We start from the raw sequence: 21,052 nt of genomic DNA, 5'->3' as shown, positions 1-21,052 counted from the left end.
GTTTCAAAACAATTGAGGCATCCATTTTTTTATGTATTTTAGATATTAAATCTATTGAAGGTTCAACTATTTCTTTTCTATCTATTATGAATATTCAACATTTAACTCTCGATTGTCGTTTTATTGAAGCTCAAAAGCTATTCTATTCCAAAGTGTTGGGATTTGAATTGTTAGAAGAGACATTACTTAAATTTAGTGTTCAGATAGGAAGTAGTCGACTAACCTTCAAGAAATCACTAGAAGCAAAACCATATCATTTTGCCTTTAATATTCCGTTTAATCAAATTGATGAGGCAAAGCATTGGCTAGAAGAGCGAGCGAGATTAATACCTTATGAAGAAAAAGAAGTGGTTGATTTCTCTGCTTGGAATGCCGAAGCTATGTATTTCAAAGACAAAGATCACAATATAGTTGAGTTTATAGGTCGAAGAAATCTAAATCAAAAAGCCACCAAATCATTTGATGTTCATAACATCAGTTGTGTTTCAGAAATAGGTCTTCCATCTAAAGAGATTTCCAGTATTTATCAGGAATTAGCAAAATGTAATTTGCCTATTTATGATGGGAATATGGATCGTTTTTGTGCGATAGGAGATGAATATGGCTTGTTTATTTGTATTGATAATGAGAAAAAAACAGAATGGTTTCCGACAGATATTTATCCCGAAATAATCTCCTTCACCTTAGATTTCGATAATGATGGGGTAGATTATCACTTGAATTGTTTAGAAGGAAAATTAGACATAAAAAAACAGGCAAAACCATAAATTGATCTTGCCTGCGTTTTCATCAAATACTATTTGATGTATCTGAAATCGTGATTATTTTCTAATTGTTTCACAAACTCATGCATCAATTTGATGGTATTTTCTATATCATCTTTATGTGCAGTTTCTACCGTAGTGTGCATATATTTCAAAGGCAGGGAAATTAATGCCGATGGTACACCTCCGTTAGAATAAGCAAAAGCATCTGTATCTGTACCTGTAACTCTAGAAGAGGCAGCTCTTTGGAAAGGAATTTCTTTCTCTTTAGCGGTATTAATTAGCATCTTCAACAAGTTATTTTGTACAGCAGGAGCAAGAGTAAGTACAGGACCTTTACCGCCTTTCGTATCTCCTTCAGTTTTCTTATCGTACATTGGTGCAGAAGAATCATGACAAACGTCAGTTACAATAGCTACATTAGGTTTAATGTGTTGAGTAATCATTTCAGCACCTCTTAATCCCACTTCTTCTTGTACAGCGTTAACAACATATAAACCGAAAGGAACCTTGAATTTTTCTTCGCTAATACGACGAGCTACTTCGGCAATCATAAAACCGCCAATTCTATTATCAAGAGCTCTACCAGTAAAATAACGACCTTTATTTAGTTCGCCTAATTCGTCTGGGTAAGTGATTACAGTACCTACGAAAATACCCATTTCCTCTACTTCCTCTTTAGAATCAGCCCCAACATCAATAAAGATATTATCTAGAGATGGATTTGCTTCTTTACCAGGTTTACGTGTGTGAATTGCAGGCCAACCAAACACACCTTCCACAATGCCATTTTCACCATGTAAAAGCACCTTTTTAGAAGTTGCAATTTGATGATCAGAACCGCCATTACGAATCACATAAATGTATCCTTCTGGAGTAATATAATTCACATACCAAGAAATTTCATCGGCATGTGCCTCTATAACTACTTTGTAAGGAGCATCAGGATTGACAATACCTACTGCGGTACCATAATTGTCTACATAAGTCTCGTCGACATATGGTTTAATATAGTCTAACCAAATCTTTTGACCTTCAGCCTCAAATCCTGTTGGAGAAGCGTTATTTAGATATTTGTATAAAAAATCTTTACTATGTTGATCCATATTGTTTTAAAATATTTTAAAAACAAACCTTAATCGTTTTCTATTACGTTAAGTTACATAGATCGATTTATTCTTGTATCATCTTTATGATTTTTTTTGGTGATATATTAAATTGAGATGTTTTTTGAACCATCATTTACATAAATATATATATGCGTGCATTAATCATAATAGATGTACAAAATGATTTTCTTACCGACGGACTATTAGTAGTCCCGGAAGGAGAGCAAATTATTCCAGTGCTTAATAACATAAACCACCATTTTGATGTAGTAGTGGCCACGAAAGATTGGCACCCTGCTACACATAAAAGTTTTGCACGAAATCATGAGGATCGAGAAGTAGGAGAAATTGTTGAAGTAAATGAAGTTCCTCAGATATTATGGCCTCCGCATTGTGTAAAAGAATCTCATGGAGCAGAATTCCCTTCTGATCTTAATACGGAAGTAATTGAAAAAGTATTTTGGAAAGGAACAAACGAAGATATTGATGATTACAGCGGGTTTTATGATAACGAAAAACTAAACGATACTGGTCTTCATGACTTTTTACAATCGAAGGGAGTAACTGAAGTTTATGTAGCAGGTATTGCTTTGGACTTCTGTGTGAAGTTTACTGCGCTCGATGCAAAATCGTTAGGTTATAAAACATTCATGATAGAAGATGCATCAAGAGGTATTAATTATCGACCAAATGATGTGCAAAACGCCATCACCGATATGAAAGTATCTGGTATAAGGGTAATAAAAAGCTATGAACTAGAAAAAGTATTTAGTGGAGATTATTAATTACTAGATAATCAAAGCCATAAAAAAAGGATACTCTAAAGTATCCTTTTTTTTATATCTAAGCTTGATCTCCCATATCAGAATCTATGCCTTCTGCACCTATCCTTCCAATTTCTTGGTCGATCATCCACATACCTTGTGGACTGTCTTCTCCAATAATATCAAAAGCATCAAGTATTGTACGTGCTGTTTCTTCCTCTTCTCTTTGTTCAGCAACAAACCATTGTAAGAATTGGAATGTGCTAAAATCTTTAGCTTGGAAACAACAGTCCACAATCTCATTAATAGCCTTTGTAACTTTAATTTCGTGCTCTAATACCAATTCAAATACTTGTCTAAGCGATTCGAACTCATAAGGTACCGGTGTAATTTCTGCAGCTAAAGCATGTCCACCAACTGCATTGATAAACTTGAAGAATTTCAACATATGCTGTCTTTCTTCTTCAGCATGCTCATATAAGAATTCGGCAGCCTTTACATACCCTTCTCTCTCACACCAAGAGGCAAACGAAAGATAATACTGTGAGGATTGATCTTCTAATTGTACCTGTTGGTTTAACATTTTCTCTACCTCTGGATTTAAAGAGGTCTGTAATCTTTTCTTAGTAATTGGCATTTTCGTAATATGGATGTAATTGTTCAAATTTTGTTAGGAAGCTATTCAATACTTTAATAAATTCAATTGAATATTTCCATTATCAGAGTTTAGATAGAAACTAATTTAAACCCATGCTTACAAAGTAAAAACTTTTCAAAGGATTTTGTTTCACATATCACTATAAATCTAGTTTGTGAATGTTTTTTAATAATTATTCTAAATAAAGTTTGGAATTTATTATGCATGCATACTATTTTAGCAGAACCAATAAAACATTATAATAAAAACTAAGCTGTATTTACTGTACAGCCTTATCCAAAAAATAATAACACATGAAAATTTTAGTTTGTATTAGTAACGTTCCGGATACGACAACAAAAATCAAGTTTGCAGACAACAAGCTTGACACCAATGGTGTTCAATTCATTATAGGCCCTTACGACGATTTTGCATTGGCTAGAGCCGTAGAAATCAAAGAAAAAGAAGGAGGGTCAGTTACTGTATTAAACGTAGGTTTAGCAGATACTGAACCATCTATCAGAAAAGCATTAGCTATCGGAGCTGATGATGCCGTAAGAATTAATGCAGAACCAACAGATTCACTTTTTGTAGCAAAACAAATTGTTGAATATGCTAAAGACAAAGGTTTTGATATGATTTTAATGGGTCGTGAATCTTCTGATTTTAACTCTGGCTTAGTTCATGGTCTTGTAGGCGAATTGATGGGGATTCCTTCAATTGCACCTGCTATGCGATTAGAAGTTGAAGGATCTACAGCTAAATTACATAGAGAAATCGAAGGCGGTCACGAAGAAGTGGAAGTGGGCATGCCATTCGTAGCGGGTTGTCAAGAGCCAATTGCTGAATGGAAGATTCCAAATATGAGAGGTATCATGATGGCAAGAAAGAAACCACTAGAGGTCGTTGAACCTGTAGGAGTAGACGGCTTAACATCATACGATTCGTTCGAATTACCGGCTGAAAAAGGCGATTGTAAAATGGTCGATGCAGGTCAGATGGACGAGTTAGTAGGTTTGTTGAAAAACGAAGCTAGAGTCCTTTAATATCAATTTACTTTTCCACTTAACACATAAAATAGAATAAAATGTCAGTATTAGTATTTATAGAAGCAGATAACGGGGTGATTAAGAAATCCTCTTTAGAAGCAGTTACATATGGTTCAAAATTAGGCGATGTTACTGCGGTAGCAATGGGCTCAATTGATGGATCTGAATTACAAAAAGTAGGTAAGTTTGGTGCAGCGAAAGTGCTTCATTGTTCAGACGAAAGACTAAACGATGGTGTTATTGCAGCCACAGCTACGTTAATTGCAGCCGCTGCAGCAGAAGTTTCAGCCGCTACAATTGTGATGTCACGCTCATCTTTGGTAGATGCCGTTGCTGCTAGAGTGGCGATTAAAACCAATAGTGCAGTAGTGGCAAATGTTCAGGATTTACCTGATACATCTAATGGATTTACGGTAAAAAGAGGTGTATTTACAGGAAAAGCATTTGCTTATGTAAGTGTTCCTGATGGAAATAAAGTAATTACAATCGCTAAAAATGTAGTTCAATTAGAAGAAACAGGTACAGATGCTGCAGTAGAAGAATTCTCTGTATCTTTCGGTGATGCTGATTTCGGAGTGAAAAGAGTGGGTGTGCATAAGCAAGAAGGTGATATCCTTTTACCAGAGGCAGATAAAGTAGTATCAGCAGGTAGAGGATTGAAAGGTCCTGAAAACTGGCAAATGATCGAAGATCTAGCAGGCACGTTAGGGGCTGCAACAGCTTGTTCTAAACCAGTATCTGATATGGATTGGAGACCTCACCACGAACACGTAGGACAAACAGGTATTAAGGTAGCTCCTCAATTATATATTGCTGTAGGTATTTCTGGTGCTATTCAGCACTTGGCAGGGGTCAACTCTTCTAAAGTGATTGTAGCGATTAATAAAGATCCTGAGGCTCCGTTCTTTAAAGCGGCAGATTATGGTGTAGTAGGAGATGCTTTCGAAGTAGTGCCTAAATTGATTGAGGCCATCAAAAATTCACAGAATTAGAAGAAATAAGCTTGAATTTTGGAATTGTTTCCAAAATTTAAAATTTATTTGTTAATATTTAGGGAACTTATTGATATTTATTAATAGTTCCCTATATTTGTAATACTTCGATGATACAATAGTATTATCAGAAGATTTTTTTAACTTAGTCGGACATTTTTTTCATTCTGGCAAACTACTGATGAAAATCGTATAAAGAACCTCAACATGAGAATGTTGAGGTTCAGTTTTTTATAGAGAATTTTGTTATTCTTTTTTCCGGTTCAGCTTCGCTAATTTCTTTTCTATTCTTTTAAAATCTTCTTCCAGACAATACTGAGTAGAATTTACTTTTAACGCTTTCTTATATTGTTCTATTGCTGATAGTAGATCACCAACTTTCAAATAGTAATCTCCTTTAATTTCTAAATTAAGTGTATTGATATCTAAGTCTAAGCTATGATCAATCCACTCTATAGCATGTAGTAATTGCTTTTTATTCTTCAGAAGGTCTCTTCCTGTTTTTGCACAACTGTACCATTCACTGTGGTAATAGAATAGCTTCTTATCATCGCTATGCAAATGTAAAGTATCGTCTTGAGAGGTAAACGAAAAAAGTAAAGGGATAAAGAGGACACATAAGTATTTAATAAATCGAGTTTTCATCTTTTTAGAACATTGAGAGAATATTAGTTACAAACTCTATGATTCAAAAATTGAAAACATTTATATAAATATCAGATTATCAGTAATTTATAATGTTGAGTCTAAATTAGTTAATGTACGTAAATGAACATCGTTTAAAATAAATGTACAGTATATTATTTTGAGGTAAACGCCTCTAACTGAGGAGTATTTCTGATATCTACAGGTACTACAGTAGTTACACCCTGTTCAATCATCGTTACACCATAGATTACATCTGTGCTTGCCATTGTTCTTTTGTTGTGGGTAACAATAATAAACTGTGAGTTTCCAGAGAATTTATTGATAATTCTACAGAACTTATCCACGTTGGCATCATCAAGAGGGGCATCCACCTCATCGAAAATACAGAATGGCGCTGGCTTTAATAAATAAATGGAGAACAATAGGGCAGTGGCCGTAAGTGTTTTCTCTCCACCAGACAATTGGTTAATTGTTAACGGACGCTTACCTTTTGGTTGAGCAAGAATCTCAATTTTAGAGTTCAAAGGATCATCCTCGTCGGCTAAACGTAAATCACAGTTGTCTTCCTCTGTAAATAACGATCGGAATACTTCCATAAAGTTATCACGAATCTGAGTGAAGGCAGTCATAAACTTCTCTTCAGCAATATTGTCGATGTCTTCAATCGTTTTCATCAATTGCTCTTTTGCCTTATTCAAGTCGTCTCTCTGACCCAAAATAAATGCATTACGCTCTTTGATTTCGTTGAAAGCATCAATTGCTGTATGGTTAATTGCACCTAGGTTGGCTAACTTACGTTTTGCATCCTCACTTACCTGCTCCAACTCGAAGATGTGCATGGCTTTGTATGGATTTTCTTCCTCGTCTTCTTCTTTGTTTTTATGAAGAAGCATTTGTTCAAGATCAACCTCAAACTCCACAGCAATTTTTTCTTTTACTGAGGTAAGCGATAGTCGTAAAGTACTGATACGCTCATTGGCAGACAGTAACTCCTGATCGATATGCTCTTTTTTCTGTTGTTCTTGTTTGATCTCAATTTCAGTATCAGCAATAAGTTCTTTGGCTGCTTTATAGGATGCTTCGGCTTCAAAAACACCTTTTTCGATGTTTAAACGCTCGATCTCCATACGTTCCAAAGCACTCGCACCCTCTTCATCCATAGAATCTGATTTTAATAACTCAGTTTCTACTTTTTGAATCTCTTCAAAATTGTGATCAATACGAAGGTGTGCTTTTTCTAAGTCTTCGTTTTTGAAATCAATTTCTTTTTTAAGAGAGTTATACTGATTTTCCTGCTGAAGGAAATTAATATGTAGTTGATTGTATTTGCTCGAAAGCTCTACTTTTTTCTCTTTCTCAATAGTTAATTGATCTTTCATCTCGAACAACTCTTCTTCCATATATTCTATGGCACCCGATTCAGATTCGAGTTGAGGTCTACCTTCTGATATTTCCACCTCAGCCTGACCAATTCTCTCCAAGATCTCTTCTTTTTTATTACTACTCTGTGCTAAGAATTTTGAAAATTCTTCCTTCTGAGTTTTAATTTTGATGAGTTCTTGAGAAACTACTTGTAAATTATGCTGAGCACTTTCCAATTCGTGCTGCATATTTACCTGTAGTAAAGATTTATGTTCTGCTTGCTTTTCTACTTTCTTGATGTGAATTTCTTGAACTTCTTGTTCCAGACTTTCAATCTCTTCTGTCAATTGTTCTAAGTGTCTTACTCTACCTAAAGATTTACCTTCAAAAGATCCCGTAGAACCACCAGAAATAGCTGACTTACGTCGAATCGCCTTACCATTTTTCGTGACTAGAATAACACTGTCGTTTTTAGGTAAGTTATTCTGATTGCGATGCACAATGTACACTCCGTCCAATAAGTACATAATGAGGTAAGCGTACTTATCGTCGTAATCTACCACTTCTAATGCAGGGATAGCATCATCAACAGATTTTCTTGGAGAAGGTTTATAGCCTTCGAATTTATCAAGTAGTAAGAAGTTGGCTTTACCTTTTTTCATTTCTTCTAAAAGGTTCACCGCCTTCCAAGCATCATCTTCTGTTTCTAAAACAAAATAGTTTAAATAAGGAGCTAGATAGCCTTCAATTGCAACACGGTACTCATCATTACAATGCAGCGTATCGGATAACATCGGAGCTTCTTTTGCCCAATCGGTATTTTGCTTTAAATATTTGATGGCCTCAGGATATCCCTCAAGGTTGTCCACCAAAGATTTAGTTAATTTATGTTCGTTCTTTTTGGCATCAAGAATTCTAAAAATTTCTGATGAACGATCCTTAACTTGTTCTAATTCTTCGCGGCAAGCTCTTATTTTTTCTTGATGTTGGGTGTGTTTTTCTTTCACCTCATCATACACCACTTGAGCACTTAAACGTTCGCCTTCTAAAGAGGCATATTGTGTATCAAACTCTTCTAAACTAGAGGCTTTATCGTTCGATTCTTCATGAGCTCGTTCTAATTCTTGCTTTAATGCAGAGAGCTGTACCTCATTGATTTCGATCTTTTGCTTCAGTTGGAAAATAACAGATTGCTTGTTCTTTACCATCTGCTCAAACTCGTTGGTTTTTACTTCCAACTCATCTGTTTTTTGCGTTTGATCGTCTCTTTGTCTTTGGGTATTGTCCAATTCATGTTCTACTTCCATCACCATTTTTTCGATGGAGTTTAACTGAATTTGTAACGCTTCAATACCTTGTTGAGAAAGGGCTACTGCTTCTCTGTCTTGTGTTGCCTGACTTTGAAGGGTTGCTTTTTTCTCTTCCAAGAATCGTCTTCTTTCTCCCTTAATCTTTTTCTCCGACTCAATCTGACGCATTTTTAAAATATGCTCATTCAAAGTCTTTTGGCGAGAAGCCAACAATTCTTCTTTATCAATAGATTCCTTTTTCTCCTTAGAGATAGAGGCTTCTAATGTTTCTACATTCTTTATAGTCTGATTTCTCTCCTCATTGATGTTGGTCATTTTATCGGCCAACGTATGCAGTTCATCTGCCTGAGTAGATACTTTTTTCAGTGCTAATTCAATACTAGAAGCTTTATACGTCTGCTTTAATTTGATATAGCGTTGTGCTTGTTTTGCTTGTCTTTCTAATGAACGCATGTTCTTCTCGACCTCAAATAGAAGGTCGTCTACACGTTCTAAATCAGCATCCGTATCTTTAAGTTTTTTGAGCGTTTCTTTTTTACTTTTCTTGAATTTTGAAATTCCGGCTGCTTCCTCGAATAAAGTTCGACGAGCATTTTGAGTATCATTCAATAGTTCATCAATCATCTTTAATTCGATGATCGCATAACTGTCTGATCCAATACCAGTATCTAAGAAAAGTCCGTGAATATCTTTTAAACGACAAGGGACCCCATTCAAAGAGTACTCACCTTCACCAGAACGGTAGAAACGTCTTCCAATAGTTACTTCTGTGTATTCTGTTGGTAAAAGGTTTTTATTGTTGATAAACGTGAGATACACCTCAGCCATTTGAAGGGGACGTCTCGATTTTGTGCCATTAAAAATGATGTTGTCCATCTTGTCCGAACGCAAAGCTTTTGTACTTTGCTCGCCAAGAACCCATCGTATAGCATCAACAACATTGGATTTACCACTACCGTTAGGTCCTACGACAGCAGTAATACCCGAATCAAAGTTTAAAGTGACCTTATCACCAAAACTTTTAAAACCTTTTATTTCTAACTTTTTTAGTAACATTTCATAACTATTGGATCTTTCAAATGTAACTAATAAAAGATTTTGTTGCATAATAAAAGCCACCCTAAATTAGGGTGACTTCAATATTTTTTTATGATAAACAGCTGAAATTAGTAAATCGTATTATTTATTTTTCTTTGCGATATCGACTTCTTTGTTGACTGATTTGAGATATTCCCTTGAAGCTACTTTAAATTCTCCTGGGAAATTTTGAGAAAATGTGATTTTTGCAGCTTCATAATTTTTTTCATACATCTGAATCATGCCAATAAGCATAAGTGCTTTATACTTCGTTTTCGATTCTTTTGTATTCATTATTGTTAAAAGCTTATCTCTAGCATCATCAAATTTATTCTCTTTGTAATCGATGATTGCCTCCATAAATCGAACATCAGGTAGTGGGATTCCGCATTGTTCAAATTCTTTGATGTGCTTTTTAGCATTAGCATAATCACCGTATTTAATTTCTAAATCAATTAAGTCGGCCAAAATTCTAACTTTTCTTGTATTATCCATTTGAATGGAAACCTTATGTTCTAAAAGCTTTACTACCTCATGTCTATCCAAAGTATTTTCTTTGATTTCAATAAGTAAATCATAAGCAGGCTCAAAGGAATTATTCATCTTGATCACAGCATTAAGAATCTTTTCAGAGCGTTTAATGTCGTACATCTGAAAATGACTTAAGGCCAATTGATATTGATATTTTGGAGACATTGAAGTTGTCTTGCTTTTAATCTTCCCGTTGGTTACTTGGCTAAAAGCAGAAGTGGCATTCTCATATTCTTCGAGAGAGTGATGTGCAAACCCTAATTCATAATAATAATGATCATGAGCTTTTCCTTTTTCTTCCTCCATTTTATCGATAGCAATCTGCATACTTGTTTTCGCCAATTCATAGTTTTTTGTTACATAATTATGATATTTGGCATCCATATATAAAATATAGCTATTCTGAGGATGAACACTCTTGGCATCTTCCAAATGAGGACCTGCTTGATCGAATTTTCCTGTTTTATCAAGTATATTGATAATTCTAGTTTTATAGGCCAATTTTCGATCTAAGTCCGGAGTGATCCGGAAGGCTTCGTCTAGATGTTTAATGGCCATTTCATAATCTTTGTCATCTTTAGCAATTAAAGCTAATTTAAGATGTGCATCTAAATTATTAGAGTCAAGCTCAATAGTTGTATTAAAGGCGTCAATAGCCTCTCCTAGTCTTTTATGTCTTATCTGAGCAAGTCCTAAGGCATAATAATATAAAGCATTTGTGGAATCCTTGGCAATGGCAATTTCATAGGACATTATCGCTTCAGGTAATTGGCCGACACTTGCATAAACTTCACCTTTTACAAAATAATCTTCGGCAGAAGATTCGTCTTGAGCAAAGGTCGTTGAAGCAGCAATAAGTATTATAAGTATTAATGAGTAAAGTCTTGTCATCGTAAATAAGTAAAGTGGTAGTATATTGGATTATAGAATACTCTATTAAATTAACAATTTGTCAAAGTAATTCTTTCAAAATTTAAAGATTATTTGACTTATATGTATGGTTTAAATGAAAATATAAGGATTTTAATCTGTTGATTATTAATATTTTGTGATTTTATTGAATTGAATTTAAAATGGATGAAAATAATAAACATTGGTTAGATCATTTTGATCGGCTTGAAATGAAAACGTTAGAGAAGAAAGCGTTAAAAGTGATGAGGAACCAAAGTATCCTACTCATGGAGAAAATGTCATTACAACCTCGAGATATTTTAGGAGGGATGTGGGCCTCTATGCATTTGGATACACCATTGTTTGGAGCTTTGTTTTTATTAGAAGATAAGGTTATTTTCGTTGGTGGTCATCCATCAAATCTTCAATTGCAAACTTTAGAGTGGCCTTGGGGACAAATCGAAAAGTTTCAGAAATTGGAAGACCCTAAATTAGGGATAGTAAAAATCCTTGAAATGTATGTAAGCGATAAAAAAATTAGATTTGGTGGAATGAAAGGGTTTGTTCCTTCATCATTTATACTTATACTAGAAAAAATTTGGTTTGATCATCATTCCAACTAATCACTTGATGTTGTATCAAATGATATTTTACACACTTAACCAACCTTGAATAATAAACACTCGATGTCATGATAAAGGCATCAGCCTATTGAATGAATATCAAACAATAGGAAAACAACACAAACATAAACATGAAAAAAATTAAACGATTACTTGTTGCAAATAGAGGCGAAATTGCCGTAAGAATCATCAGATCAGCTAAAGAATTAGGAATACATACTGTTGCCGTATACAGTGAGGCTGACCAAGAGGCTCCTCATGTATCTTTAGCAGATGATGCTGTTATTATTGGACCTGCCGCTTCTTCAGAATCTTATTTAAAAATTGATAAGATTATAGAAGTATGTCATCAATTTAAAATAGATGCAGTTCATCCTGGCTATGGATTTTTATCTGAGAACGCCTCTTTTGCTCAAAGAATAGAAAAAGAAGGAATCATTTTTATTGGTCCATCTGCCCACGCCATTGAGGTAATGGGTAGTAAATTGATGGCCAAACAAACGGTACAGAAATACGATGTACCTTTGGTTCCCGGAGGCGATGAGGCGATTACAGATATTGCTGCTGCTGAAAAAATGGCGGAAGAAGTGGGATATCCTATCCTGATCAAAGCTTCAGCTGGAGGTGGCGGAAAGGGAATGCGTGTTGTGGAAAACGAAGAGGAGTTTGTCTCTCAAATGGACAGAGCGGTGAGTGAAGCACAAAATTCTTTTGGTGATGGTGCAGTGTTTATCGAGAAGTACATTCAATCTCCCAGACATATTGAAATACAAATTTTAGCCGATACACATGGAAATGTAGTGCATTTATTTGAAAGAGAATGTTCTATACAACGTCGACATCAAAAAGTAATAGAGGAAGCACCTTCTTGCGTACTGACCGAAGAGTTACGTAATGAAATGGGTGAATGTGCGGTACGAGTGGCAAAATCATGTGATTATGTAGGTGCAGGAACCGTAGAATTTATCTACGATAGTAGTGGAGCATTCTACTTTTTAGAAATGAATACTCGTCTTCAGGTAGAGCATACGGTAACTGAAGAAATTACTGGACTAGACTTAGTGAAAGAACAAATTAGAATTGCAGAAGGAGAAAAGTTGGGTTATAAGCAATCTGATTTAAAAATAAATGGTCATGCCATAGAAGTTAGAGTTTATGCAGAGGACTCTTATCAGAACTTCTTGCCGGATACAGGTGTTTTGCACCGATATATAGAGCCAAGTGGGGAAGGGGTTCGTGTAGATAGCGGATATAAACAGGGAATGAAGATGGAGATGCATTATGACCCTATGATGAGTAAATTAATTGTTTGGGGTGAAAATAGGAAGGATGCAATTCAAAAAATGTTACAGGCCTTAGAGGATTATAAGATCTCTGGCTTAGAAACTATTCTACCTTTTTGTAAGTTTGTATTGCAACATGATGCTTTTGTTAGTGGTGATTTTGGGACTCATTTTGTTGACAAATACTATGATCCGAAATACCTTGAAGAAGAACTTACTGACAATGAGCAATTCGTTGCAGCTTCTGTTTTAGCAGAGCTATTTTTTGATAATAAAAAATCGGAGGAGACCTCTTCTCTGATCAATCAAACAACCCCTTGGAAATTAAAACGATGACTTTAAAGAGTATTATAATCACCTGTTTCATCACTTTAAACATTTTATTTTTGACCTCTTGTGCAAAAGAAGCGAACATTTCACAAGAAGAATTTGATATGACTACCTGGAAGAACGATCCACAAGGATGTAAAGGGGAACGTATTCAATTAGATCAAGATTTTATGAGTGTCAAAGATCGATTATTAGGGGTAAGCATTGCTGGTGTTAGACAAACATTAGGAGCTCCAGATAGAGTAGATCTTGATAATAGAAGTACAAAACAATATGTTTATTTTGTAGGGAAAGGTGGTCAATGCTCAGAAGGAGATTCTACAGCGGTAGGTAAATCATATAGAGTGTATTTTGATGCCCTTGAGATGGTTAGAGAAATATCACCAGAATTATAAAAAAGAGGCTATCTTATATTTAAATAAGACAGCCTCTTGTTATCTAGGAGGATGTGTAAGTTATTTCATTAACACATCTATTTTAAGCTGGCCATATTTAATATGGTCTTAGGTGTGTGTAAGATAACTAGAGTTGTTAAAGTCCTTTTACGTAGTTATGTGTTAATGACTTTGAAAGTTCGGTAAAAAATATCAAATATTAAAATTTTAAAAAAGAAGATCGAATAACTTCAATTTTAAAAATAGAAATGTTGATAAGAATTAGCTGCAAACTGCTTCACATTATATGTTCATTAAAAAGATTGAGGAGTGGATTTAAAAGAATTAAAACAGTTGGTGAATGAAGGGGAAGGCTTTAAAATTGAGTTTAAGAAAAAAGCGGCTGACCCATTTAAAATAATGAAGGAAGTTGTTGCGTTCGCTAATAAATATGGAGGATACCTTATTGTTGGTGTGGCTGATGATGGACGAATAGACGGATTTACGGATATTGAAGGGGAAAAGTTTGTATTGGAACAGGCAATCAAGAAGTACTTATCGAGAAAAATTGAATATAGCATTCATATTGTGCAAGTTAGTGCAATGCGACAAGTATTGGTATTTGAAATTCCACCTTCTGATAAACAACCTATTTTCTTATTATATAATTTAAAAAGAAGAATTGGAAAACCTTACATTCGAGTAGAGGATAAAAGTGTACAGATGAGTAAGGTGATTCGAAGAATCTTAAAACAAAGAAGTAAAGAGGAACATCACTCAGTTACTTTTGGGGAGGAAGAAAGGAATATTCTACAACTTATTGATAAAAATGGCTACACCACAGTCGACGAGGTCGTTAAAACTTTTTCATTAGAAATTGATGTGGTAGAAGACAAACTGATTGATCTTTGTCTAGCCAATATTTTACAAGAAATGCCTAGGGAAATGGGGGATAGGTTTATCATTCATCCTACTTCACGATTGTCTTGGAAGTAGTCAGATGTGAGATTTAAGCGGATTTCAGACTGCTTAAATAAACTCTTTAAAAACCCACGATTTCAATCGTGGGCCTCAAGAATATCAATACTATTTTTGCCCCAACTCAATAAACGGAATAATCATCTCATCGATAGATATACCGCCGTGCTGGAAAGTATCCTTATAATAACTCACATAATAGTTGTAGTTATTAGGATAAGCGAAGAAATAATCTTCCATAGCAAAAACAAACGAAGTGGAAACTTCAGTTTTCGGTAAACCAAAATCCTCTGGATGTTTTACAGCCAATACATTTTTCTTATTATAAGATAGATTCTTTCCTTGCTTGTACCTCAAGTTGGTATTTGTTTCTCTATCGCCTACAATTTTGTATGGTTTTCTAGTTCTTACCGTACCATGGTCTGTTGTGATGTACACCTTACAATCTTTTTCAGCAAGAATTTTCAACATTTCATACAAAGAAGAATGTTCGAACCACGATTTTGTAATTGATCGGTAAGCAGCTTCGTCAGGAGCCAGTTCTCTTACCATGTTGGTGTCTGTTCTTGCATGAGAAAGCATATCTACAAAGTTGTATACAATAGCATTGAACTTCCTATGCATTAATGAGTTGATCTGATCATTTACCTGCTTCCCTTGAGAAGTTCTAATGATCTTATGGTAAGAGTATTTTCCATCGATTCTATGACGAAGTAATTGCTCTCCTAAAAGTTCTTCTTCGTAATTGTTCTTACTTTCTTCATCGTTATCGTTTACCCACCATTCTGGATAAGTAGCTTCAATTTCAGAAGGCATAAGGCCAGAGAATATCGCATTTCTAGCATACGCAGTTGTCGTTGGAAGGATAGGACAATACACATCTTCTTTTACCGAGTAAAGTTCAGATATTAATGGCTCAATTACTTTCCATTGATCATAACGTAGGTTATCAATAAGTATAAAGAAAACAGGTTTATCATTCTCTTTTACATATGGAAATACCTTTTCAGCCAATAGTTCATGAGATAGAACAGGACGTTCATCTGGCTCATCCATCCAATCTTCATAATTATCTTTTATAAAGCGACAGAAGTTATGGTTGGCTTCGTTTTTTTGCATTTCGAAGACCTCACTCATACTTTTATTTTCTGTCTGATTAATTTCTAGATCCCAATAAACAATCTTTTTATAAGTCTCTACCCAATCTTCCCAATCCATATCGTTCATAAACGACATCATGATACTTTGGAAATCTTGTTGATAGGCAGAGTTGGTTTTTTCATCGACCAACTTCTTTTTATCAAGTAATTTTTTTACGGAAAGTAGTATTTGTTTTGGGTTGATGGGCTTGATAAGATAATCGGCAATCTTGGCACCAATCGCATCCTCCATAATGTATTCCTCTTCAGATTTGGTAATCATCACTACAGGAATACTTGGTCGGATTCTTTTTATTTGTTCAAGCGCTTCAAGTCCGGTCATACCTGGCATATTTTCATCCAGGAAAATGATATCAAACTCCTCTTCATCACATTTCTCAATGGCATCTAAACCACTTAGTACAGGCGTAACTTCATATCCTTTTTTTGTAAGGAATAATATATGTGGTTTTAGTAGATCGATTTCATCGTCTGCCCATAAAATTCTTTGTTGACTCATCCGGAAGGGTATTATTAGATAAACTGTTTCTTATTTTTACTCAAGACACCGATAAATGGTTTCGGTTGGAATATAAAAATATGGATTTATAACAAATTAAGAAATACTAAGGACTTATTCGGTAATTATATTCGTAAAACAAAAATATTCTTATCTTCTAAAATGTTATTTTAATATCTTCGTTATATAATTGTAACATTCTCTGGTATCTATGATATTTCATCAAATAAATTGGATGAAATACTCATTACTAGTGAATTAAGTGATCTTAAATAAAAACTTTTCAAATATCAGAAACTGTTTATATCTCATTCTAATTTAGTTTTTGATGTTGAACCGATAAAATAAAATTAAATTGATTTCAACCTTATTAGATTATGGAAGAAAATTCAAGTACCCAAAAGAAAAATTTATTACTCATCATTGGCCCAATCTTCGGGGTGATTCTACTAGGAACAACTATATTTTTATATTTCTTCGGAGGAAGTTCCGATGAAATAGATCCAAGCCTGGTTGATATAGACGAGTTCGTAAAAGAAAATACAGTGTGGAACCTTAATGGTGATGCTGTGGAAGGAAGTGCAGTGGCAATTACTGTTCGTTTTCCTAATATGAACCTAAAACAAGTCGAAGATGCTTTGGAAAGAGCAGATCAAAATGTACGTCAAGTAGATGCTGACATCAGAAACGTTTGGGGTAAATTAGGGGATGATACTTCAGATTTGGAAAATAGCCTTCGAAATCTTCAAGGAGATTTATCGACAATGGAAAACATCTATCATCATACTGAAATTTTATCCAATTCTGTCAGTAGAGGTGATGCAAATGAGGAGAGTCCTGCCGTAAGAGCTACTTTAAATAAACTTTTAAGTACTAGAGAAGGCTATATCAGAGACATCAATACTATGCAAGAAAACATTGATAAGGTATTGACGGTTTTAGAAGACTCGAGAAATCAGAATGCCACTATCGGAGGGGTAAGAGAAGCCATTGAGGAATTAGAAATTGCAAATAAAAGGTTATTTGAGGAGGGAAGGTCTCTATTAAAAACCCTTTTTGCTTTCGAATATGTGTATAATAACCATCGTAAATCGAATGCAGATGGTAAAGATATTGATGTATTCTATATTGATCTTCAAGACTATTTATACGATAGAATTATAGTAGAAAAATCTCAAAATAGTTTTTATCGTAAAAAAGGGAAATTTGATAAAGTAGTGACAGAAACCAAAGACCGCCTAGGTGTTTTGGATGATGTTGTGGCTCTAAAACAAAAACGAGAACTGAAGTTAAGTGAATACAATGAGCTATCAGAACACCTAGGTAAATTAAACGAATTGTATTCTGGGGCAGGGGTATCCATTACTTCAAATGGTTATAATGCCATCTCTTTTAATAACGATGATAATTGGGAGTATTCTGTTGCCGATGAATCCGATAATACTCCTTTGGTTGTTGTTTGGAGAGTAGAAGGTACTCCATTGAATTCTGGATCTGTTTTAGCCAATGCAAGCTATGAGCTCACTTACGAAAATGAAGACGGAGAAGAGTTGCCATTAAAAAGTAAGGTAGAAAGTGAGATTAACGCTCAATAAACATTGAACTAATCCGAAAAGATGACATCAATTTGTTTTTCTTTAGAGCGGTTTGATTAATTTTGTTCCACAAATAAACAAACAAGACAATGATTAATCACACGGTATTATTTAAGTTCAAAGAAGAAGCAACACAAGAGCAAATTCAAGCAATGGTTGATGCTCTACAAGCTTTAGGTGGTAAAATTGATGAAATTAAGGAGATTCAAGTAAAAGAGAACTTCTCTGAAAGAGCGAAAGGTTTTACGATCATGTTGTACTCTCTCTTTGAAAGTAAAGAAGCATTAGAAGCTTATCAAGTACACCCTGCTCACGTAGTTGTGGTGACAGATCATGTAAAGCCAATTTTAGGTGATATTATGGCCATCGATATTGAATTTTAATTCAACTTATTTATAGTTGAGATAGAGATAAAAGAAAAGGCAGATCAATACGATCTGCCTTTTTGATTAATAAATAGGTAGTTATATGAAATGAAATGTTAACTATTCAGTTTCAAAACCAAACGCTCTTGGTGTTTGTGTGTCACTATCATAATTTCCTCCATTTTCTCCGGTGAAATCATTGAAGAAGTGATAGTAAGAACCGTACAAACCATATTTATTCTCTAAGTCCATACGTTCTTTCATCCAAACCTTAAATTTATCAGAATCAGCTTTTTGATCACCGATGAGGAAGAAGTAATCATTGCTAGATATCAATTGACCATTTTGGTCAGAAAGCTCCAGCTCTACAAAAAACTTTTCCTTCACATTATCCAATACTTTTTCTGAAATCTCTTCGAATTTTTGGGCACTGTTTTCTTTTACATTGCCAATTTTATAAGTCTTCTCAGTCAACACTTTTCCATCATCATTTTTAATGATCAGCTTTGCTGAACAACCTTTATATTGTTCGTAGTAATCATTGATGACCCAAATCGAACCGGTGAACTTTTCTTTATTCGACCAACGTCTTTTCTTAAAGTCAAAACTGATTAATGTAGGTTGATAGGCCTTTTTTACAAAATCAAATGATCTTTTTGGCTTTTGATAATTGTCTACAATACCCCATTTCATATCTGGCCAATAAGTGATAAAGTGACAAAGAGCGATTCCACTTAATTCAGGTTTTTGACGTCTGAAATATTCAATTCCATTTTGGAAAATGATTCCTTGAGCGTCTTGAGAGGCATTGACAAATTCTTCAAGAGATCCCTTCATTTCGTCTCCGAAAACATCCCAATTTTGCATTCTTAGACGCGTAAGGTCAGCCCAATGATGTCCCCAACTTAGACCAGGCGTCCAAAGTTCATCTTCAGGAATAAACTTCTTTAAACTTTCTACAGATGGTACTGAAGTGATGGCAAACTCTGGTACTATAGGGAATTTTAAAGTTTGGTACCAATCTTCATGAAGCCATTTACCCATATCATAGAAATATCTTAACGCATGAACAGCCTCTTTTTCTTTAAAGCCCGCTTCTTTGGAAACATGACACGTTAATGGTGAATCGGGTACATAAGGTAAGTTGACATAAGCTTGGAGGGAATCACCTAATTCTTCTAAAAACGCACGACCGAATTGAGGATCACGAGTTCTGAGTAGCATTTCTTCTCCACCTTCCATCATAATTAAAGAAGGATGATTACGGCGTTTTTTTACCACTTTTACAGCTTCGTTATATATTTCTGTAAGCTTTTCTCTTTCGGTAGGAATGTTTCCAGTGCCTAACGGAATAATATCTTGCCAAACAGTAATCCCCATCTCATCACAATACTGATAAAACTCTGGGATTTCAGGAGGATGCCATCCAAAAATTCGAATATTATTCATATTCGCTTCTTTGGCCAAACGAATAAGTTCTTTGTACTTATCAAGTGTTGTTCTACCCACAAAAATATCTGGAGGTCCACCCCAACAAGCCGAACGAATAAAGTGGAATTTACCATTGATATAAGTAGACCTAGGGAAACTAACATCCACTCCTTGTTTAAATCCAGGGTTCCATTTAGAAGTAACTTCTCTTATACCAAAAGTAATGGCATTGAAATCGTGATTTGTTTTCCCTTCTTTCAGTGTGATTTTCGCTTCATACAAGTTCGGTTTACCTAAATCCCATGGCCACCATAACTCAGGTTGATCAATATGAATGGTTTTGGTTATCTTATGTACTCCAGGTGCTACTGTCTGATTAAACTTTAGTTTAATTTCTTTACTATCGAAGTTCTTTCCTTTAAGAGAGGCCACAAAAGTCATGTCTTTGGCTTCTGAAGCTTTATTTTCCACAGTCATTTCTAGATTGACATCAGCCGATCCGTTTTTATTGATTTTATTATTAGCATAAACATCCTCAAAACGAACCTTACCTGTAGTGACCATTTTTACAGGTCTATAGATACCAAACGGAATTAAATCTCTCCAATAATCACCAAACCATGGTGTTTTCTTGCCTGCTACAGAAGCATTTACTTGAGGAGGAGGATCAAGCTTTACCACAAGCATATTTCTACCTCTTAAGAAATCATATTTATGTATTCTCAAGAACTCATTGACTTTGAATCTAAACGAAGAAAATGCACCTTCATGTTTACCTAGGTAATGACCATTTAACCATACTTCACAGCTATAATCTACTCCTTCGAAAAGGATATCTACTTCTTGATCATCAAAATTTTCACTAACATTAAATTGATAGGCATACCACCACTCATAATGTTGTACCCATTGCGCTTTTACACTATTTCTACCAAAATAAGGATCTTCAATTACCCCTGCTTTCCAAAGATCTGTATATACATCACCTGGTACTTTAGCATTATTCCAAACCAAGGTTTCTATATCTTCTGGCGGAATCTTATGTAGTCCTGCTTTGATGCCTTCACCCGGACGCATCATTTTCATCTTCCAGCGGTAACCATCGAAAGATCGGATAGCTTGTTCGTTTTCGTCGTGTGGAGTAGTTGTATTTGGTTGTGCCCAAATAAGACTTGAAAAAAATACTCCAACTAACAACAGTGCAAGTTTTTTCATTTCACTTTAATTCTAGTTAAGCTATTTTTTGATTGAATAGCTGACATTTTGTGTATAGATGCCTA

The 21,052-nt window shown here is 34.8% G+C and carries 17 protein-coding genes; 10 read left to right on the top strand and 7 right to left on the bottom strand.

Features of this window, described 5'->3' with window-relative positions:
* Positions 1–86 precede the first annotated feature (86 nt).
* Positions 87–767: a VOC family protein gene (locus KMW28_RS15550; protein ID WP_169662639.1), complete on the top strand. Its 681-nt coding sequence runs from the start codon at positions 87–89 to the stop codon at positions 765–767.
* Between the two features lie 29 nt (positions 768–796).
* Here the strand turns inward: KMW28_RS15550 and KMW28_RS15545 are convergent, their stop codons facing one another.
* Positions 797–1,870 (bottom strand): M42 family metallopeptidase, encoded by a 1,074-nt coding sequence (locus KMW28_RS15545; protein WP_169662638.1) that lies wholly within the window; start codon positions 1,868–1,870, stop codon positions 797–799.
* Positions 1,871–2,022: 152 nt separating this feature from the next.
* Between KMW28_RS15545 and pncA the strand changes: the two genes are divergently transcribed.
* On the top strand, positions 2,023–2,658 hold the full coding sequence (gene pncA, locus KMW28_RS15540) for a bifunctional nicotinamidase/pyrazinamidase (RefSeq protein ID WP_066204908.1): 636 nt from the start codon (positions 2,023–2,025) through the stop codon (positions 2,656–2,658).
* Positions 2,659–2,716: 58 nt separating this feature from the next.
* Here the strand turns inward: pncA and KMW28_RS15535 are convergent, their stop codons facing one another.
* Positions 2,717–3,274 carry a ferritin gene (locus tag KMW28_RS15535; protein ID WP_169663007.1) on the bottom strand — a complete coding sequence of 186 codons (558 nt, stop codon included), beginning with the start codon at positions 3,272–3,274 and terminating at the stop codon, positions 2,717–2,719.
* A 314-nt stretch (positions 3,275–3,588) separates the two neighbouring features.
* Here KMW28_RS15535 and KMW28_RS15530 point away from each other — a divergent pair, with 314 nt between their 5' ends.
* Together KMW28_RS15530 and KMW28_RS15525 are read left to right on the top strand one after the other, a co-directional pair.
* A complete protein-coding gene (locus KMW28_RS15530) occupies positions 3,589–4,320 on the top strand; it encodes an electron transfer flavoprotein subunit beta/FixA family protein (protein ID WP_169662637.1) in 732 nt (243 codons plus the stop codon).
* A gap of 41 nt (positions 4,321–4,361) precedes the next feature.
* Positions 4,362–5,315, top strand: coding sequence for an electron transfer flavoprotein subunit alpha/FixB family protein (locus KMW28_RS15525; protein WP_169662636.1), 954 nt, complete (start codon positions 4,362–4,364; stop codon positions 5,313–5,315).
* Positions 5,316–5,561: 246 nt separating this feature from the next.
* Here KMW28_RS15525 and KMW28_RS15520 read toward each other — a convergent pair whose 3' ends face one another.
* The 3 genes from KMW28_RS15520 to KMW28_RS15510 all read right to left on the bottom strand — a co-directional run bounded on the left by KMW28_RS15520 (position 5,562) and on the right by KMW28_RS15510 (position 11,134).
* Positions 5,562–5,960 (bottom strand): hypothetical protein, encoded by a 399-nt coding sequence (locus tag KMW28_RS15520; RefSeq protein ID WP_169662635.1) that lies wholly within the window; start codon positions 5,958–5,960, stop codon positions 5,562–5,564.
* Between the two features lie 155 nt (positions 5,961–6,115).
* Entirely contained in the window at positions 6,116–9,691 is a 3,576-nt protein-coding gene (gene smc / locus KMW28_RS15515) for a chromosome segregation protein SMC (protein ID WP_169662634.1), read from the bottom strand.
* A gap of 123 nt (positions 9,692–9,814) precedes the next feature.
* Entirely contained in the window at positions 9,815–11,134 is a 1,320-nt protein-coding gene (locus tag KMW28_RS15510; protein ID WP_066204931.1) for a tetratricopeptide repeat protein, read from the bottom strand.
* Between the two features lie 182 nt (positions 11,135–11,316).
* Here KMW28_RS15510 and KMW28_RS15505 point away from each other — a divergent pair, with 182 nt between their 5' ends.
* The 4 genes from KMW28_RS15505 (at position 11,317) to KMW28_RS15490 (ending at position 14,740) form a co-directional block, all read left to right on the top strand.
* Complete coding sequence (locus tag KMW28_RS15505; RefSeq protein ID WP_169662633.1) at positions 11,317–11,757, top strand: hypothetical protein; 441 nt, start codon at positions 11,317–11,319, stop codon at positions 11,755–11,757.
* A 131-nt stretch (positions 11,758–11,888) separates the two neighbouring features.
* Complete coding sequence (accC, locus tag KMW28_RS15500) at positions 11,889–13,376, top strand: acetyl-CoA carboxylase biotin carboxylase subunit (protein WP_169662632.1); 1,488 nt, start codon at positions 11,889–11,891, stop codon at positions 13,374–13,376.
* Positions 13,377–13,426: 50 nt separating this feature from the next.
* Positions 13,427–13,765 carry a hypothetical protein gene (locus KMW28_RS15495; RefSeq protein WP_169662631.1) on the top strand — a complete coding sequence of 113 codons (339 nt, stop codon included), beginning with the start codon at positions 13,427–13,429 and terminating at the stop codon, positions 13,763–13,765.
* A 309-nt stretch (positions 13,766–14,074) separates the two neighbouring features.
* Positions 14,075–14,740 (top strand): AlbA family DNA-binding domain-containing protein, encoded by a 666-nt coding sequence (locus tag KMW28_RS15490; protein ID WP_066204941.1) that lies wholly within the window; start codon positions 14,075–14,077, stop codon positions 14,738–14,740.
* A gap of 90 nt (positions 14,741–14,830) precedes the next feature.
* On the opposite strand, the gene porX is transcribed toward KMW28_RS15490, so the two are convergent.
* Entirely contained in the window at positions 14,831–16,381 is a 1,551-nt protein-coding gene (gene porX, locus KMW28_RS15485) for a T9SS response regulator signal transducer PorX (protein ID WP_169662630.1), read from the bottom strand.
* A gap of 377 nt (positions 16,382–16,758) precedes the next feature.
* On the opposite strand from porX, the gene KMW28_RS15480 reads away from it, so the two are divergent.
* Both KMW28_RS15480 and KMW28_RS15475 read left to right on the top strand, forming a co-directional pair.
* The gene (locus KMW28_RS15480) at positions 16,759–17,976 is read left to right on the top strand and encodes a hypothetical protein (RefSeq protein ID WP_169662629.1); all 1,218 of its coding nucleotides are present in this window, start codon (positions 16,759–16,761) and stop codon (positions 17,974–17,976) included.
* Between the two features lie 89 nt (positions 17,977–18,065).
* Entirely contained in the window at positions 18,066–18,359 is a 294-nt protein-coding gene (locus KMW28_RS15475) for a Dabb family protein (RefSeq protein WP_169662628.1), read from the top strand.
* Between the two features lie 102 nt (positions 18,360–18,461).
* On the opposite strand, the gene KMW28_RS15470 is transcribed toward KMW28_RS15475, so the two are convergent.
* The gene (locus tag KMW28_RS15470) at positions 18,462–20,987 is read right to left on the bottom strand and encodes a beta-mannosidase (RefSeq protein ID WP_169662627.1); all 2,526 of its coding nucleotides are present in this window, start codon (positions 20,985–20,987) and stop codon (positions 18,462–18,464) included.
* Positions 20,988–21,052 lie beyond the last annotated feature (65 nt).

The organism is Flammeovirga yaeyamensis (genome assembly GCF_018736045.1).
GTDB classification, from domain to species: Bacteria; Bacteroidota; Bacteroidia; order Cytophagales; family Flammeovirgaceae; genus Flammeovirga; species Flammeovirga yaeyamensis.
The sequence above is the reverse complement of the archived record's forward strand: the minus strand, read 5'-3'. Positions and strand labels throughout refer to the sequence as shown.